We start from the raw sequence: 18,272 nt of genomic DNA, 5'->3' as shown, positions 1-18,272 counted from the left end.
TGAGACGTTATCTTCTCCACAAAGAAATGCTCGCCGAACACAGCGAGAAATACAATGGTAATAAGGGGTATCTGTTAAACTAATTTGTCGTTGGCGAGCCGTTGCCATGGTTAACCTCTTCATCTCCGTTGAACGAGTAAATTAACTATAGCCACGGCTAGTTAGTTCTGCAATTAACAGTGGGTGTCTTTTAAACATTTCTTAGGTGTAAAGGATATGACAAGCACCAAGATTCCCTTCAAGCCATGAAGCCAATTTTCAATCCCTTTGACTTTAAAAACAGCCAAAATAAATCACCTTGCGATCACTTCGCAATGAAATCCATTTTGGTTCTAAATGTTTTCCTCAACTCAACTGAACTTGAATTACGAAGTGAGGCAACATAGCTTTCAAACTCTTTTTTTAATCCACGGTGAAAGAACACTCTATTGAGCGTAGGGGGATTAGCATCTCGTTCAATTAAATCTCCAACGGACCAAACTAGAACGGGTCCCTGGACCTCCGCTTGATGTAAAATTCCGCACCTAAATTGTTCGTATAGTTCTTTGCATTCTTTTTCATTTTTGAAGTAATGACTGAAACACTGACTTTCCATTAGGAACTTTGTGAACAATGACTTAGATCTACCTTTACTGTCAGCTAAACCTTCTTTGAACGCTTGAAAAGTCTCGATTAGGAGCATATCGATAGCGAGACATGTAAAGCCATACCTTTTGTTTTTATGAGAAACATCTTTTTCAAATTCAATTAATTGATCAACAGGTTCTATATATCTGGATTTAATTCGATCTTCCAAGGCATTTATTGCAGTCTGCCAGTCATCTTCATTTCCATCTAAATCAAGATTGTTCCAATCTTGGTCCGTAAAATTGGGAGCAATATACATTCTTTATTCTTTTGTTTAATTGGTCTGACTTTCTAGGTTAATTCACTCAAATATTGAAAACAAGAAAAAGCCCCGCGAGTGCGAGGCTTTGGATTCAAAATGAACAGTTACAGGTTTTTGTTCTTATTACTGCCAAATAGCTCCATTACGATATCTCTATTAACAAATAGAATGATAGGTTGAAGAAATAGAAAACAGTAACCAAAAGCTTTTAATGCCGGATATAAACCGTGGTTAATACTAACTATTAAAGCTACAACTACACATATAGCAGCGTAAGTTAGTTCTTGACCTAGTAGATATTTAATTAATTGAGTTTTCAATTTAGATCCTCTTATTAACACCCATCTTGTTTGGAAGCACAACTTGCGGCTTTTGTACCTGCATTACTTACTGTATCTGCTGCAATTTTACCGACTTCAGCACCAGCAGACGTTTTACTAGCAACTTCGCCTGCACTTCTAGTTGTATTAGCGATGTGGCCTGGAATGCCTCCAGAACTTGCCATATTCTCTAACTTTGCAACTGCTTTATTCGCGATTTTTGCACCTGCTCCTGCTCCGGCAGCACCTAATACCATTGAAGTAGCAATGTCTCCTGCTGAAGCGTCAGGGTTAGTTGTTGTTGTTGCAATACCATTTGCAAGCCCTCCAGTAGAAGCTGTCGCTGCAACAGCTTCCCCAGCAGTAATAGCACCTTTAGCAGCACTTTTAGCCAGCAAACCACCAACTCCACCAGTTACAGCTCCAACAGCAGCCGCTGCCATAACCGAGTCTTTATCAATGCTTCCAGTTGTCGCTAGTTGAACTCCCGCTTCTATAGCTGCACCTACCGCAGCCCCTATGATAAAGTTTAAAAATTCGCCATTAGGATCAGTATACTTATATGGATTGTTATTCACATATAAATAACGGTTAAACGACATCACAGGATTCTTAGGAGTCCAACCAATAGGATCATTCGAGTAAAAACGACCTATGACTGGATCATAGTATCGTGCCTGCATATAACTTAAGCCAAGGTCAGTATCAAACTTATGACCGGTATAGCCGACTTCGTCGCGGTTATTATGATAGCCTTCACCCTTGCGCTCAATGATATCACCAAACGGTTTATAATTGGCAATACTGGTTTCACCAGCATCTTCGTTAACCGGTCTAACGCCCGTGCCTTCTTTCGCCACCAACTTACCGCCTAAAAAGACATAGTTAATACCGCCTTGGTCGGTTTCTCGATACAGCAACTGCCCTGATTGGCTATACATGCTGTAACTAATGCCTTTACTGTCATTGGTTTTTACCCTGCGGTTATAACCGTCATAAGTGTATTGATTTGAGCCCGAGGCAATCATTTGGTTGGCTAGGTTATAGATAAACTCGCGCTCACCGTTTTTCTTAACATTACCACGGCTGTCGTAACTATTAGGTTGGCTAAAATCTCTGACGTTAGCATTACCCGCGTTGGTGACACGGGTCAGGAGATGGTTGCTCTCATTATAGTGATAAGTTAAATCGTGAGGATTTATTGCACTGGTGTTGCTGTACGCGGTGATATTACCCAAACCATCGTAACGCAGTGATGAGCTACCGATATGTGACCCTTGCTCCCCTGTCGTTGACGTTAAGCGATTTAAACCATCATAGGTTAATGCACTTAGCGTGCTTAAATCAGCCGCTCTACCATTAGTAATTGAGGTAATATTGGCGTTATTATCATAGCTGTAAGTTAAACTAACCGCATCCGTGCCTGTTTTATAATCACGAATTTGCTGTGGCATTAAACGGCTATTAAGTGTGGTTTTATGGGTTAAGCCGTTACCATAGGTAAAGGTATCAATCATGCCGTTCTCGTGATAAGTGGCTTTATCATCGCCGCCTTTTACAAAAACGTCTGTACCTTTAGTGGTATCTTCATAGGTACGTATGGCTTGCGTTGCCTGGCCAAAACCGTTCGGGGCAAATTCAATTTTCTCAATGTTATCCGGGTAGATTAGCGACGCAAGATGACCAAGCTTGCTATAACCATAATCTAAACCGAAGGTTTTACCGTCAACAACTAATGACTCACTTTCAAGTAAATTGATGGCATTATAGGTATAACTTTGGCTAACCGCGCCAACAATCGACGTGATATTACCATTATCGTCGTAACTATATGTACGGGTTGGCGTGTTATCGCCAAAGCTGGTTTGATAAATCGCGCCCAGGTTATCATAGGTGAAAGTAACTTTATCGCTATCAGCTACTGCCGTATTACATTCATCTGCGGCGGTTAAGCTTTGACCTTCGGCTTGCCACTCAACTTGGCCAAGATTATTTCGGTGATAAACCGTTGAACCAACATCATCACGTTTTACCGCACACAATTGCTGCTCATCGTTATAGTAGCGATATTCGGTAGCGCTAATGCGATTGCCGTTACGATAACCCGCTTGGGTAATGCTGTCGATATTGCCATACAGGTTGATATCGATGGTGGTGGTAACACTTTCTGGTGATTCAATTTTTATGGCTTGCTCGTAGCTTGGGCTGCCATAAGCTAAGTACGTAGTGGTGGTTGAGTGTTGTTCATTATTCTTAACTTCAGTGTTTTTACCCGCATCGGTGACTTTAATTTTATTGCCAGCTAAATATTCAGTGGTGACAGTGCCGCCATCGGTGATGCTTTGTGAGATTAAACGTTGTAATCCATCGTAACTATAAGTCGTACCACTTGTTTCGGTGTCGCTGCTTGATGGAAACGATTGAAAGGTTAGCTTGTTATAGGCGTTATACTCATTGTTTTGATAAACGGTATTGCTACCATCACCGGTAATGCCATCTTCTGTTTTTACCAATACCGGGCGTAATAAACCATCATACGTAGTGGTTTCGGTCATCAATGCGGTATCAGAACAGGCCGTTTTAGCAACGTTTAGCGTACAACGCTCAACTTTACGTACTGGTTGATTAGCACCATCGCCACCATCGTATGACCACGTGAAGAAGGTATCCGCCCAATCAACCTCTCCCGCTTTATCAGGCGCTTTTATGTATTGAATACGGCCTAAATCGTCATAACCATACTCGGTTTTATTGCCTTTAAAATCAGTGGTAGAGGTAACCCAGCCGTTATTATCAATAGTACGCAATACGTATTCTGTCCCGCTACTTCTGCGTTTAGGTACACTGATTTTTTGCGCCTGACCACGTTTGTAGTTTTCAAACAGTTGATAAACATTTTGTGAAGCATCGTGAACTAAAGGTTGGTTGTACTCGACCTTTTTGACTTGCCCTAACTGCTGATAAGTGCCTTGCGTGGTGTGATACTCGCTAAACTGCTTTTGCCAAACGCCAAACGATTTTTGTTCATCTGGCATTAATACCGCGTGCGATGAGCCACCCGCATCGGTAAAGTTAACGGTTTGGTAAGTGGTTTCACTTACCGGCGTTAGTGACGTTAAAGACGATGCTGTTATCACACTGTCACTGAGGTAAACTGCACCAGGCATATTTCGAACATGACTATCATTGTCATGAATATAGGTTTGATAGGCATATTTAGTCTTAACCGTTGAACCTGAAGTAAAGCTTTCTTTTTTTAGGAAAGGTCTACCGTAATCGTTTAGGATAGGATCACTGCTTTCAGAGTTCGCGCCATATAAGGTAACATATTTATTCACCACTCCTTCGTCATGTAAAATAACTTCAGTTTTCTTTATTACCGCTTTGTGAAGTTTTTGATGCCAGTTACCTTGAAATGGCAACCCTAATGACGTAACGGTGATATTGAATGGAAAGTAGCTTTTGGTAACAGTCTTTTGCTTGGCTGTTCCATTCGTATCAAAACTAATTATACCAACTTCCTGATTTTCAATATCGTCCCAGCGACGAGAGAAAACATGTACTGTTTTACTATTATCAGGAGCCGTAACTACAGTGTTTTTTAGATCTTTACTATCATAACCCGTTACAGTGTAAGTTGGTGCAACTGCTTGTGATGGGTCACTGGTATAACTACCTAGATTTGATGAGTAACTATAATTCCATGTTAGTTCATCAAGCCCCGCTCCAGAAAGAGTTTTTCTCTGCAATGCCATTACGACAAAGCAATCTAAGTGACTGCTTTCATAATAATCCATTGATGTTGGTGCCATTGTACGATAATGCAAAACCGGCTTAAGGTTAAATTGCCCTTTGACTCCATCCGGGCTAGTAATATCACCACTTACACCCAAGGGGCTAGCCTCACAACGCGTCATTTCATCAACTTTTAGATCTATAAACTCAGTAGCTGCGCCAGCAAATGTTAATTTGCTTAGATTATATTGCCACTTGCGTGCTTCACTTTGTCCTGGCTCTAAGGGCAAATCTACGTGGGTTAGCGTATAAGAAGTGGAAAGTTTATCGTAATGATAAGTGTAAGTTTTACCATTGGCTGTTGCTGTTTTGACCAAAAAGTTCTTTTCATCAGGATAATAAGTGAATGAAATACTACGGTTATCATTCGATTCTATTGATTTTAATCGCTTGGCGGAAAAACCATCGGGTAGATCAATACTATCGTAATTAAAGGTAACTTTATTATTATAACGGTCAGTAATTGAAGAAACTCTAAGGTAAACATTATACAACCTCATCGGTATTGCACTCAGCGTAAAACGGCGGTCTTGAACTAAATGTGGTACGTCAAAACGATAGGTTAACCCCTCATTGGTTTTCACTTCAAATCCTTCGCCTGCACCGTCATCACGTGTAAAACAAGTAATCGTCCATTGTTCTTTAGTTGTGTATCGCTTATCTTCCGTTCCACCAAATAATAACGGAGTATTCGAACCTCCAATTAGCACACTCGTGCCGCCCCAATAACTTTCTGGTGCGTAGGTTTGCCCATGTTGCACTATAGCAGGAGGCGTCTGATTACCCGTGCATTCCTTGCCTTCGCCCCAAGCTCCATAAAAACTAGTGCCTCGTTGAACTAACGTTGTATGTATAGCAGGTACATCTAACGACCAGTCACCAAACTCCATAGTATTTCGACGATTATAGTTTGCATCATGAAAACGTCTGCTTAAAGAAACAGGTAAGGCATTGTTTCCGGATAAGGATATATCCGTATGCGAAAAACTGAGACTCCCACTCGCAAGGTCTATTTGATCACCCAACAACTCTGTTGTCTCAGCATTTACAGAAAAATCGACTTGAGCTAATGCTAACGTATCTTTGAAGTATGACCTAGTTGCCCCGTCAGGATCTGTTTCTGGAACAATTTTCGCTTGAGTATCTAGCGAAGGAGGCTCAGGTAATTGAATTATTGCCCCTTGATAAATATTGGTTTGCTCTTCATTTGCGTAGCTAGAAAAAACGGCTGGAATAGCGCACAAAAGTACAGCTCTAATAACGAATATTTTATTTTTAAAGAATGAAAAGCGACGTCCGTTTGTACTCATTATAAAGTCCTTTTTAATGCCTGAAAATTTAAATGACAATTGTTAAACTTAACTAAACCAAAGGCTGGATGTAATACCTTCACAGCTCCTGAAGTTCCCACTAAAAACTTATTAAGGGTTATCATTGTACAACCCCGCTTTCATCCGTCTCTGCCACTGGCGTTCCTAAAACGTCGGTATGAATAAATAGCACGCGTCGCTGTGGTAAGCTTTGCTGGTAGCCGCTAGCTGTGCGCTCTAGCATTATGATGCTGTCGTCACTGGTGTTGGTTAAACGTAGATCCACTAATTCATTGCCAGTAAAGTTGCCCAAATCGACTTGATACAACGTAGATGGGCTGGTATCACCGACCTCGCTTTGCCAAGTAGCTAAATCGATAGGGGTGACAACCCAGCCTCCGTTGCCATCATCTGTCAGCTTTAAATAGCCACCACCTTGGCTGATTGGCAGAGCAACATATAACACATCACCGACTTGATAAACATCGGCTAAATTAACATGCACCGCATTAAATGATGCACTTTGCTCGCGCGTTTCATCACCGCTCGTCACTCGGGTTACCAAGACGTAACCATCAACCGCTAACTGACCAAAGTTGGCCACATAAACACCATTTTCTAAGACACCAACCTGGGTAGTGCTTTGCTGGGCGTTATTAATCAGTTCAAATTCTACCGAGTCAATGGTGCTGCCTTCGGCTACTTGCACTGCACTGCGGGCAACAAAATCTAAATTAGCGGCAACTTCCGGAATACTACTCTCTGAATATGGGTAGTTTATTAGTGCATCATTGGCTTGCTCAATCCCGCTCACCAAATCACAATTTGCCGCTGAGCTTACCTCAATGGGTTGTTGCTTTTTCTCAGCAATTGACACCAAATCAACAACACTTGAATGGGTATCTAGCCCCAAGGTCCACGATGCGTTGTTTTGCGCGGAGACACATGCGGCAAGCTCCTCTCTTGCTTCAGTAGTGGTGAACGTTGCGACGCTTTCATCACCACTTAATGATTCAACCACGTTGCTAGCTATCGCTAACGGCGAGGTAAAGGCAAGTACGCTACCTGAGATGAGTAATGATATCGGCAGCAGTGCTGTTGATTTAAATGGGGAAGTCATTGCTTTGAACATCCTTTTTCGTTGTTGTACAGAGCGTGAACGCTCGGTTAAATATTGGTATAAGGAAGGTTGCATTAGTTACCTCCCCCCAAAATATTGGCACCACGCGGCTTGCTTAAAAGCTCAGTAGTCATTCTAATTTTTTCGCCCAAGGCGACATTTTCACGGACATAGTTTCCACAGACATTACTAGCGTTGCATGCAGAAACTCGATACACGGCTTTGCCTATTTCCGGCAAAATATCTGCTTCGCTGATATCAATATTACAACCTTGATAATCGACACCGTTGTGACTGGTGGTAGTTATGGTACAAACAACGCTTTGCCATTCGCCTATCGTCGTTTGCTGTTCAAGCTGGTAATGGTCTGCACCATCAACAGCCAACCACAGCAAATCAACATTATTAGGCGTTGTTTGAGTAAAACGATGAATAAACTCTTGCGGCTCGGGATATGCAAGTGTTCCAACTAATGCACAAAGCTTCTCAGTGTAGGCACTTTGACTGCCTTGCTTGTCTATTGCAGCCAATTTATAACAATACTCGCGCCCTTCTGGCAACGATGGCCGACGTTCCAACAACAAGCCTTGTGCAGTGCGAGCAAAGTCCGCTTCCTTGCCACTTTTAATAACCCCAGCTAATTCACCATATAAGTCATAACTAGCAGTATCCAAACTTTGCGTTGGACAAAAACTGACCGGTATAATTTGCCCCGCTGACACTTGGCTGGGCACATCAATACATGCGGGGAGTTTATGCGCTGCGGGTACCGTGGCTAAAAAGTTTGTCGCGGTTAAGGTTTTTAATGGCTCACGAGCGTAATTACCACATAAACCTTGGGCATTACAGGCCGATACGCGATAGGTCAAGCGCCCTAAATTGTTGTAAATAGCCTGATGAAACGCACTAAACTGCACTATTTGCTGGTTTTCCGCGCCAAAATAGACGGGTTGCCATTGATTGCCTTCCGCTTCGGTCGTTGAAGCAACCGTTTGTAACTCAAGTAGATACTTTTGCGCCCCAGCTACTGATGACCAAGCAATCCTCGTTTGCTGCGTTGATTCTTGGGTAAAAGTTAGCGGCTCTGGCGCGTCAAATAGCGGTTGCCCTGAGCTACTCACTACTGTGCATAACGTTTCGGTTTCATTGCCATAGCTACCATCGGTAAATTTCGCACGCACTTTATAACAGTATTCACGCCCTTCGGTTAATGCTGGGCGTGTATAGCTGTAGATGCCTTGACTATCAGCGGTAAAGGCTTGCTCAGTAAGAATACCTTTAAGCTCACCGAGTACCTGATATTGAGCAACGCCGGTTTTAATCGGTGCTTGCCAGGTCATGGTGATACTATTGTTAGGTTGGGTATTCACCGGCACAACAAACGCTTGCGGGATACTGTCATCAATACAGCTAACGGTTACCTTGCCAGTATCTGACAATGTTCCACGTTGATCTTGTGAGACTACATAGGTAAAGGTGTCGGCCTGACAACTGCCATTGGGGACATATTTTACCGCGCGGTTGCTGTGTTGCGTTACCGTACCGTGGGTTGCATTACCAACGGAGAGTAAATAAATAAAGTCATTTTCAGCGTCGGTATCGTTAGCAATGACATCGAAAGTAGTGCCGGTTGAGTTCATGCCCACGTCCATTTGATCGTCAACGGCAATTGGCGCTTGGTTTTGGCCAGTTACAGTTACAGTTACAGTTGCAGGGGCACTGACTATACCGTCATCATCAAACTGTGATATGACTTTATATTTAAAGCTATCCGTTCCAGCAAAACCAGCATTCGGCTGATAATGAAAAGTCATCTTATCGTCATTAATCGTTAACTTACCATTGGATGGGTAAGCATGAAGCACTACTTGATAATATGGCTGCGAATTGGGATCATTTGCTAGTACGTCAATATCAATTGCCACCCCTTGCGCGGTAATTGTCTGATCATTCTTAGGTATATAATTGTAGTTTTGATCGAAAGCGTCATCTAAACTAACACGCAATAATCCCCATTCTTCTGAAAATTGCCCATCGGGATTAACAAGTTTGTAATGTACCTCTTCGATAACACCAGCAGCTTCGTTATCTTGCAGATACGTATAATAAATAATATCACCTTTATATCTATCAGGATATCGCCCGCGATTGACATTGATCAAATCAAATTGACTTCCTTTTTTAGAGTATGTGTCTTGACGGCCATTTAAAATACGAGCAACGTCATCATCAGAGGGCAAGGCTAATCCAGGCGTACTTGGGTCATCCAATACAATCTTTAGTTGACTATTAGCGAATTTTTCATCTGAAGCATATTCTGTTTTAACAACATCAAAAGTTTGCATTTGACGAAGGGCTGAATTCACTTCAATTTTCGCCACCAATATTTTTGGAATACTCGGCGGCGGCACATAAGAGTTATCGCAACTGATGTTTACTGTTGCTTGCGCTATATTTTTAAACTCATCTTCAATGGTGTAACTAAAACTATCAGTACTGCAATAATCAAGATTAGGCGTGTATGAAATAACCGTATTGCTTTCTTTAACAACAGTGCCATTACTAGGTAAGGTATACGACTGAATGGTTAACGTATCGCTATCAGGATCACTGTCATTGGTTACTACATCAATGTAATAGGCTTTGGTTTCCCCGGTGGTGACCAATATATCATCTTGCGCAGTAGGTGCAGCGCCTCGGTCAATATCATTAACCGTTATTGATACACTGGCATAGCTACTGTTGATGTAACTGCCATCGGCACTGACTAATTTATAACTAAGGCTGTCGCTTCCGATATACTCAGAATTTGGCGTATAGATAATCTTGTTATCTAAAACCTTAGCTTGACCGTGATGAGGTAGCGTTGTTAATTGCGGAAGATAGGTGTCAGATTGCCCATCGTTAGCAGTAACATCGATGGCAATAGACTCACTCCATGCAGTAACTGCTTGGTCGTCTACTGGGCTTACTTCAACAGCATTTTGAGATTTATCAACCAAGTTAAACGCAATGACCGATAACCATTCATTGTTAGCATGTGATTGAAACGCTATAAAGCTTAACGTGGTCATCGCCAAATAAGCAATACCTTGGCGCTTGAAAAAGCCAAGCTTAGTAAAGCTGTTCTCAAAATCCATTAATCTCTTTCCTTTATTCATAGCCTTACTTCACCCAAAGCCAAAAACTTGCTGAATAGGTAAATACTTGGCGCTGTCGCCAATGAATTCACCAAAATTTTGGCTCTAACAAAATTACCTAACATCAACTAATCCTTATTATGACCATTTAACCCTTTTTGATAACACAAACATTACTGCCACAAAGTGGGTCTTCATAAGAAAAATCTAATGAATATGCTTTCATCGCACTCGAACTAAAGTTGCTACATTTGCCACTACCAAGCAGTCGCGAATACACTCCTGTTCTGGCGATTTCTTCTGAACTTTTAAAAAAAGCGCCGTCATTAATATCTTTGTGTCTTCCCGTAATATTCGGTAAACCGGCGAACGCCGTGCCACGGCAACCACTTGTGGCAAAATATAACTCGCTTGTACCTGGATCTTGCGTATATTGAACAACCTGTGAACCCTGCGGCGAAGACGTTGGCACATACAAGAGGTTTTCAAAATCAATCACCTGATAGATTTCACCCACCTTGGTTACCCCATCGGCTTTGTACAAATAATAACTTTGTGAATTGCCATTACTTGCATTACCTTGCATAAGCTCAACGCTAGCGGCACGCTCATACCCAATCACATCACCACAATCTTCAGCCCCTTCAACAGTAACTTGACGTTTATCGGCACTGGCTGTCACTAACAGCGCATAAATGGCGTTCCCAGTTGGCGTGTTGAGCGATACTGTCCACGAACTTGCATTGTCAGTTGCCATACAGCTCGGAACATTCGTTCTTTGCTCGTCAGTAGTGAAATAGACGATATCGTCTTTCACTTTTAATGAGGTAAGGTTAGCCGTAAAGCCAATTGGTACTAGCATTAAGCTTAAACAACCTACAATAATTTTATCTATCATAACAATTCCTTTAGTAGCTGAATGCATAGCTATAGTTAATTTGAGAGCCACTGGTTCCACTTGTTATACTGACTAAAATTTTCTCCCCTATTTCCCCTTGTACATAGGGTATTGAACCAATACTGCCGTTGGTTGTATCGGTACTATGACTTACGTTGAAATGACCATTAGAATATGTTGCGCGCTGTAATGTAAGGCTATCGACGACAATATTACTTCCTACCTTTACTTCAACATTAGCGACACGACCTGTACGAAACGGCATAAGCCCTATTAATCTAACTCTTTGTCCTTCAGGTGGCGTCAACTCGATGATCTGTCCAGACACTCCTGAAGGCACGATAATAGTGCCGCTGAAAAATGTCGGTATAAATTCTACAGAACTACCTACCGATGCATTTGCTGATGCTGCACCTAACTCAACCGAAGTTGCTCGTTCAAACCCGATCACATCACCACAATCGTCAGCCCCTTCAACGGTAACTTGACGGTTATCGGCACTGGCGGTGACTAACAGCGCATAAATGGCGTTACCTGTTGGCGTGTTGAGCGATACCGTCCACGAACTGGCATTGTCGGTTGCCATACAGCTCGGAACAGTCGTTCTTTGCTCGTCAGTGGTGAAATAGACAATGTCGTCTTTCACCTTTAGTGAAGTTAAATTGCTCGCTGCACTAGCTAGGGAAGGCAGTATAATTGCACTTGTTAACAATACAGTTTTAGAAAAATGCTTAAAAAAAGTGTTCATGACTTAAGATCCTAAAAGTATTTCAATGGCTTGTGGGCGCTCGATGCCCTGCTGAGCTTGGCAATCATTAGCGCCACTAATCTCCACAGTTTTATTGCCGCTGTGAGCAGCAATTGCAGCTCGGTATAAGTTTTTGCCTTGTGAAGATGTTAGTGAAAACGCCCATGTATTGTGCTGGTCTTGGCTGACACAACTTGCAATCGTGTCAGTGCGGTTTTCACTCATATGAATGGTGACGATGTCATTAGCAATCGCGACTTTTTCAATGGTTTGTGCAGCGTGGCTAGCGATGCTTAAACTTGCCAATAATAAGGTTAAGGTTGTTTTTTTCATTAATTGATCTCTCCATTGCCATTAGAACTTGCCACCGGCGTTCCTAAAATATCGGTATGAATAAAAATTATGTTACGGCCAAGTGATTCAACAAAACCACCGTCACTATTTTGAATCAGCACAAGTTCGTTATTGCCATCTGATAGGGTTAAGTCGACTAAACCGTCTTGACTTAAATCTGAAACCGTCACGGCATAGCTACTCAAGCTAAAATTGTTATAAGCATCGAGTGCTTGCCATGCCTCTTCGGTTAACGGGCTAATTTGCCATTCACCATTAACTTGTATTAATGAGAGGTAGCGCACCCCCGTTTCAGTGGCAATTACCACATAGTGGGTATTACCGCTTTGCATTACCCCCGATACGTAAACGTTGAGTTCGGCTTTGTCTTCACCACATTCGCCATCTACCTCGCATGCTTTTATATAAAACAAATGCTTACCTGGCATATAGATTTGACGGCTGTGCTGTGTCGCCTCGCTATTTTGCAAAAAGACAACATCTGCGCCACTGGGTTTAAGTACCCCAAGGTTGTAAGTCACCGCTTGTTGGTAATTTCGACTCATGGCCCAGGTAAAGTTAACCACATCACCAACACTAATATTGGCGTTATCGACGGTAAATGTTTGCGGTGCTGGTGGTGGCCCTTGCACAGTCACATGTACTTGCTGAAGTTGTTCACTGCAGCCCTCGGCGTTACATGCTCGAATATCAATAGTTTGGGTGCCGATACGTTGAATGCCCGTTATACCACCACGACTAATCGCATGAAATTTAACGTTATCTTCCCATAAAAATCTAGGAACAGAAGGATAACCATCGCCACTAGGCTTGGTGACATGAAGTTGATAATAAAAATCTTTGCTGTAGTTATCAGGTCGATCCCAAAATAATTGAATCGATTCGCCCGGCTCGATGGTGGTTTTATCAACGATAAAGTTATTTACCGTCATTGGCTTTTGCGTTAACGGGTAAATACCGTTGGATACTCGAAAACGCCCTCTGCAACCTGCCCAGCGACACGCTTTAACGCGATACTTGGTTCCCGGTGTTGCAACGCCATCAAAGGTTAATGACGTGCCTGTAAAAACGGTTAAAGTGGTTAAGTTAACCCCATCATTAGCGACATAGGTGCGCTGAGGGTCGCCGCTTTGTGGCGTGATTGGTTGCCAAGTCACACCGTTATCGGTACTTTTTTCTAACAAATATCCTAATGCTGAAACCGTTTCTGACCAATCGAGGTAAGTATTACTATCATCAACTTTTACGGTTAAATGATATGGTTCACGAACGATAACCGTTGTCGCGGTAACATAACCAGACGCTGGGCAATTACCAATATTTGTGCAGGCTATACGAAAATCATAAATTCCCGTTTCTAATGGCACGTCGCTTTCAAACTCAGTATCAACACCTCGATAAAACGTTTGCCACGCTAATTGCTTACGCTCCTTGTATTCAAGATGATATACGGCATTGGGTTGATAAAACTGACTCCAACCGGTTTTAACTAATCCCGAATAGTTTGAATAATACGACGTTAATGTTGGGTCGGTTTGTGCTAAGCCGCCACCTTCGTAGAGCTGCACATCATCTAAAGTGATATTAGCGTGCCCTTCGCCCATTAAACGTACTGAAAAATATAAACGCTTAATTTTATTTTTAGGCTTATCTTCACTGTCTAACCACACAGCCCCTTTAAGCTGAATATCTTGCCCGATATCACTGGCGTCAAACTCGAGTTTTTGCCCTTCAACACGGTGGTTATAACCATCATAATAGGCAATCGGTAATATGCTGATGCGACTGTCTTTATCGATACTGTTTATACGCAATCGACCGGTAATGGTTGCGCCGTTTAAAATAGGGTAATCTGCCTCAGCATATCGATGAATGTACTGCGCCAAACCATAATTTTCTAATGCGATAGTTAAGCTTTTTTGTTGATTAATCGGTGTACTGCTATCAATCGCCAGCGTTGCCCCAACATCCGCTTCAAACTGAACATTACCTTGCTCAAACCCAGGATCTGCGATTAATGCTTTAAGGTTAACAATCGGTAATACTTTCGAGTATTCATCTTCGCCACATTGCTGTGTAGCACAAGCACGGACACGATATTGTAGTTTTGAGCCCACCTCGTAGGCAGTATTTGTGCTTGAAACAGCGCTAATGCCGTTTAACGCACTTACCTTGGTATTGCGTTTGGCTTTGTTTGACTGAATACGTTGTTGACGCAGCGCTTTGGCCACCTGAATTCCTTGTGTGACTGCTTCGTTAGATAACACCACGTGGTTTTGGGTATGTATTTTCCCAGAATAGTTAACCCCCTGATAGTCAACCCCTGTGCCCTGCCCTGGGTTCATCACTTGCCAGCTTTGACCATTATCTGCGGTTTGCTCAACGGTGTAACCAGCAACTTGAGCCAAATCACTCCAATAAACATGCACGCTTTGTTGTTGGTGATCAAATTCTGCATTAACAAAGCTTGGTTTCTGCACAATGTCGATAGTGCGAGTGATATAGCCTTCGGCTGGACAACCTTCTACACCATCACAACTTAAGCGAAAGGTATAGGTGCCCGAGGCTAAGGTGTTAGCCGTAGCAAAATAGCTTTGCTCACCTTGATATAACTGCACCCACTCACTGCTACCTGCCAACTGAAAAGACAAGGTATAGATATATCCTTCTCCGCCAAAGTTATGCCAATCAATCAGTGAGCTTTCCTGAAAGTTATCGTTTAATAATGGTATTTCAGGTTGCGGTGCCGGCAGCGGGTTTTCTGCGTTAATATAGTGGACAACATTGGGTAGCCACCCTATCGACGCGTGGCCAGAAAAACTCAACGCGAGTAAATTGACCAAGCTTAACGCCTGCAGTAATTTATTCCTTGTCATGTTACGACCCCTGAACTGCAATTAACGCCACAGATCGTGGTCGCTCAATACCGGGCGCATGCTTACAATCACCCGCCGTTTTTACCTCAACCGATAACTGGTTAGCTACCGCGGTAAGTAAAGTTGCATACATCATTTGCCCTGAACGGGTGCTGAGCGCCACCGCCCAACGATTATTCGTGGCAACAGAAACGCACTCTGGGCTGGCTTCAGTTTTTGAGGACTTGATAGAAAAATACAAGACATCTGCTTCAACATTGATGTAATCAACGGTACTGGCGTGAACACTAAATACTGGCAATGCCACTAATGCAGCGCAAGCCAAAGTTAACAATCGTTTCATCGGGTTATTCTTCCTTGAATATGCATGGGCTATTGCCGCAGAGTTCATTTGGGGCAGGAACGGCTAAATAATGTTTTTCATAGGACTCAGCAAAATCACTACAGGAACCATTAGTATATAGAACAGACTTAGGTCCAAACCGGCTACTCGAGACCCTTTTTAGTAGTTCCCCATTATTAAATGAATCATTGGTAACATAGTATGGTGTGCTAGACAGGTTGCCAGTGAACCTTATATAAGCATCACCTTGGCAGCCAGTTTGCTTGAAGTGTAACCTATAGTTGGCTTTATATCCCGAAGTCCAATTAGTGTTATTATATGTTCTCAATAGCGTATTATCTTCTACTGGAAAATAAAAGAAAATATTAAAGCTATCATTTGTATTAAATACTCGACCAAGCTTCGTAATACCATCACCTTTGTATAAGTACATCGCTTTGCCTGAACCGCCCGCGGCACTAGCATCAGGCGTTAAACTGACGCTCTGAGCCCGCTCAACCCCATTAACATCGTTACAGTCATTACCACTGACGACACTTACTGCTTGTTTGCTCGACATCGCCGTTATTAACAGCGAATACATCGCGCGCCCGGCTTCAGTTAACAAAGAAACGCCATAATGCTGATTGGTTTCAGCCACGGCACAACTTGGGATGGTATGCGCTTTATCACCTGCCAAGGCAAAATGGACATTGTTGCCATCTACATTTAAGTAGGAGATTTTTGAGCTTGCTAGGGCAAGTGCGGGAAAAAGTATAAAAAGTAGAGATAAAATACGTGTCATGATATTTTGTCGTTTCCTGTTTAAGAATGATTTATTGTTTGGTTGAAGAACCATCTTGAGTTACGAAAAACTATTTGACGCAAGCAAGGTGTAAACTGCTGGTACATGATTGAAGGCTTATAAATCCACCAGTTGTTAACACCGTTCCATAATCATTACTTCGTGTAGACTTCCAATCTGCACATTGTGTTTGACTATTAAGATCAGAATATTTAATACCACCATTAGTATCTGTATGTCTAAGAACTTTTCCAGACTTAAAAACTAGTGTTTCACTTACACCATAATTCCCCACTTTATTGATTGCGAGTGATTGGACTGCGTCAAACAACCAAACCGTTTCTGAGTGCGGGAATTGATTTATAATTTTTACGTAATCTTCCCAAGTCATTACCCTTGAACCAGCATATGAACGTGCGCATTTTTCAGAAGCTAATAAGTGTGCTCCTTTAGAAGTGAAGATAGTAAAACTCCCTTTGACAGCACCAACATACCCAGCCCAACTTACTACAGAGCTTTTATCTTTTTTTATATCAGGTATTAGGTTAACACTTTGCGCGCGCTCAACCCCATCAACATCACTGCAGTCGTTTGCACTCACTACCGTTACTGCTTGTTTAGTTGACATCGCGGTGATCAACAACGAATACATCGCGCGCCCGGCTTCAGTTAACAAAGAAACGCCATAATGCTGATTGGTTTCAGCCACAGCACAACTTGGGATGGTATGCGCTTTATCACCTGCCAAGGCAAAATGGACATTGTTGCCATCAACATTTAAGTAGGAGATTTTTGAGCTTGCCTGGGCAATAAATGGCACACATAGGATAGCCAGCGATAAAATAGTTTTCATGATGTCCTTTAAACCTTTTTTTGTTTATTAGATGTAACAGGGTCTAAGAGAAAAGTCTCCGCCCCCTTTTATATCACTCAATAATACAGGCATAATATGTTTGCTTGCCCCAAGCATCCGAGTTGCCGTAGTTTTGAAACAATAATTTAGCCCCTTCTTGGCAACCACAATCCTTAGAACTGGTAGCCTGTTGAAACATATAGTCGATATTATTGGGAGACTTTTTAGTTAGTTGAACTGTACAACGGTGACTGGTATAGGGACTTCTCGTATCCTTATAATGATAGCCAAAACCAACGAATTTGATTCCTTCAACTACTGCTATATCATCAGGTTCAATAACAGGTTCTACACTCACCGATAATGCCCGCTCAACCCCATCAACATCAGCGCAATCGTTAGCGCTAACCACACTCACTGCTTGTTTAGTTGACATCGCGGTGATCAATAGCGAATACATGGCGCGACCGGATTCGGTTAATAACGACACACCATATTGCTGGTTGGTTTCAGTGATCGCGCAACTTGGCATGCTATGGGTTTTATTTTCGGTTAATGAAAACGTAACTTTGTTAGCTTCAACATTTAAGTAATTAATATTGGCATTGACGCTGCCATGAAATGAAAATACGACTAAAAGAGCAGAAAATAAGTGTTTCATCATAATCCTTTATTGATAACGTTCAGCGCTTAATTCACTGCACGTTGAAATTTAATATTCCGTTTTACGTTGGTAAAAATCGGCTACATGTTATATTTATGTATAAAATATGTAAATATTTATTGCTTTGTTTTTTTGAAATGCCACGCCAAAACTTCTCGAATATTGGCGCGGCAACTTT

12 protein-coding genes and 1 pseudogene are annotated in these 18,272 nt (G+C 42.1%); all 13 read right to left on the bottom strand.

Translation table 11 applies throughout. From position 1 onward, the window contains the following. Positions 1-108, bottom strand: a pseudogene (locus tag ACSLUH_RS10585) (transposase); the annotation flags it as partial. Positions 109-304: 196 nt separating this feature from the next. Then, entirely contained in the window at positions 305-886 is a 582-nt protein-coding gene (locus tag ACSLUH_RS10580) for a hypothetical protein (RefSeq protein WP_448566736.1), read from the bottom strand. Between the two features lie 337 nt (positions 887-1,223). After that, on the bottom strand, positions 1,224-6,314 hold the full coding sequence (locus ACSLUH_RS10575) for an RHS repeat domain-containing protein (protein WP_448566734.1): 5,091 nt from the start codon (positions 6,312-6,314) through the stop codon (positions 1,224-1,226). Positions 6,315-6,435: 121 nt separating this feature from the next. Further along, on the bottom strand, positions 6,436-7,509 hold the full coding sequence (locus ACSLUH_RS10570; RefSeq protein ID WP_448566732.1) for a hypothetical protein: 1,074 nt from the start codon (positions 7,507-7,509) through the stop codon (positions 6,436-6,438). Then, entirely contained in the window at positions 7,509-10,574 is a 3,066-nt protein-coding gene (locus ACSLUH_RS10565; protein ID WP_448566730.1) for an Ig-like domain-containing protein, read from the bottom strand. The genes ACSLUH_RS10570 and ACSLUH_RS10565 overlap by 1 nt, the downstream gene beginning before the upstream one ends. A 148-nt stretch (positions 10,575-10,722) precedes the next feature. After that, a complete protein-coding gene (locus tag ACSLUH_RS10560; RefSeq protein WP_448566728.1) occupies positions 10,723-11,472 on the bottom strand; it encodes a hypothetical protein in 750 nt (249 codons plus the stop codon). A 10-nt stretch (positions 11,473-11,482) separates the two neighbouring features. Further along, positions 11,483-12,220: a hypothetical protein gene (locus tag ACSLUH_RS10555; protein ID WP_448566726.1), complete on the bottom strand. Its 738-nt coding sequence runs from the start codon at positions 12,218-12,220 to the stop codon at positions 11,483-11,485. 3 nt (positions 12,221-12,223) lie between these two features. Continuing rightward, on the bottom strand, positions 12,224-12,553 hold the full coding sequence (locus tag ACSLUH_RS10550) for a hypothetical protein (protein WP_448566724.1): 330 nt from the start codon (positions 12,551-12,553) through the stop codon (positions 12,224-12,226). Next, a complete protein-coding gene (locus ACSLUH_RS10545; RefSeq protein ID WP_448566722.1) occupies positions 12,553-15,450 on the bottom strand; it encodes a hypothetical protein in 2,898 nt (965 codons plus the stop codon). Before ACSLUH_RS10545 ends, ACSLUH_RS10550 begins: the two co-directional genes overlap by 1 nt. Position 15,451: 1 nt before the next feature. Next, positions 15,452-15,793: a hypothetical protein gene (locus ACSLUH_RS10540; protein ID WP_448566720.1), complete on the bottom strand. Its 342-nt coding sequence runs from the start codon at positions 15,791-15,793 to the stop codon at positions 15,452-15,454. Between the two features lie 4 nt (positions 15,794-15,797). After that, a complete protein-coding gene (locus ACSLUH_RS10535; protein WP_448566718.1) occupies positions 15,798-16,577 on the bottom strand; it encodes a hypothetical protein in 780 nt (259 codons plus the stop codon). A 70-nt stretch (positions 16,578-16,647) separates the two neighbouring features. After that, a complete protein-coding gene (locus ACSLUH_RS10530; protein ID WP_448566716.1) occupies positions 16,648-17,430 on the bottom strand; it encodes a hypothetical protein in 783 nt (260 codons plus the stop codon). Between the two features lie 73 nt (positions 17,431-17,503). Beyond that, complete coding sequence (locus ACSLUH_RS10525) at positions 17,504-18,094, bottom strand: hypothetical protein (RefSeq protein ID WP_448566714.1); 591 nt, start codon at positions 18,092-18,094, stop codon at positions 17,504-17,506. Positions 18,095-18,272 lie beyond the last annotated feature (178 nt).

It is taken from the genome of Thalassotalea ganghwensis, assembly GCF_053485795.1.
The sequence above is the reverse complement of the archived record's forward strand: the minus strand, read 5'-3'. Positions and strand labels throughout refer to the sequence as shown.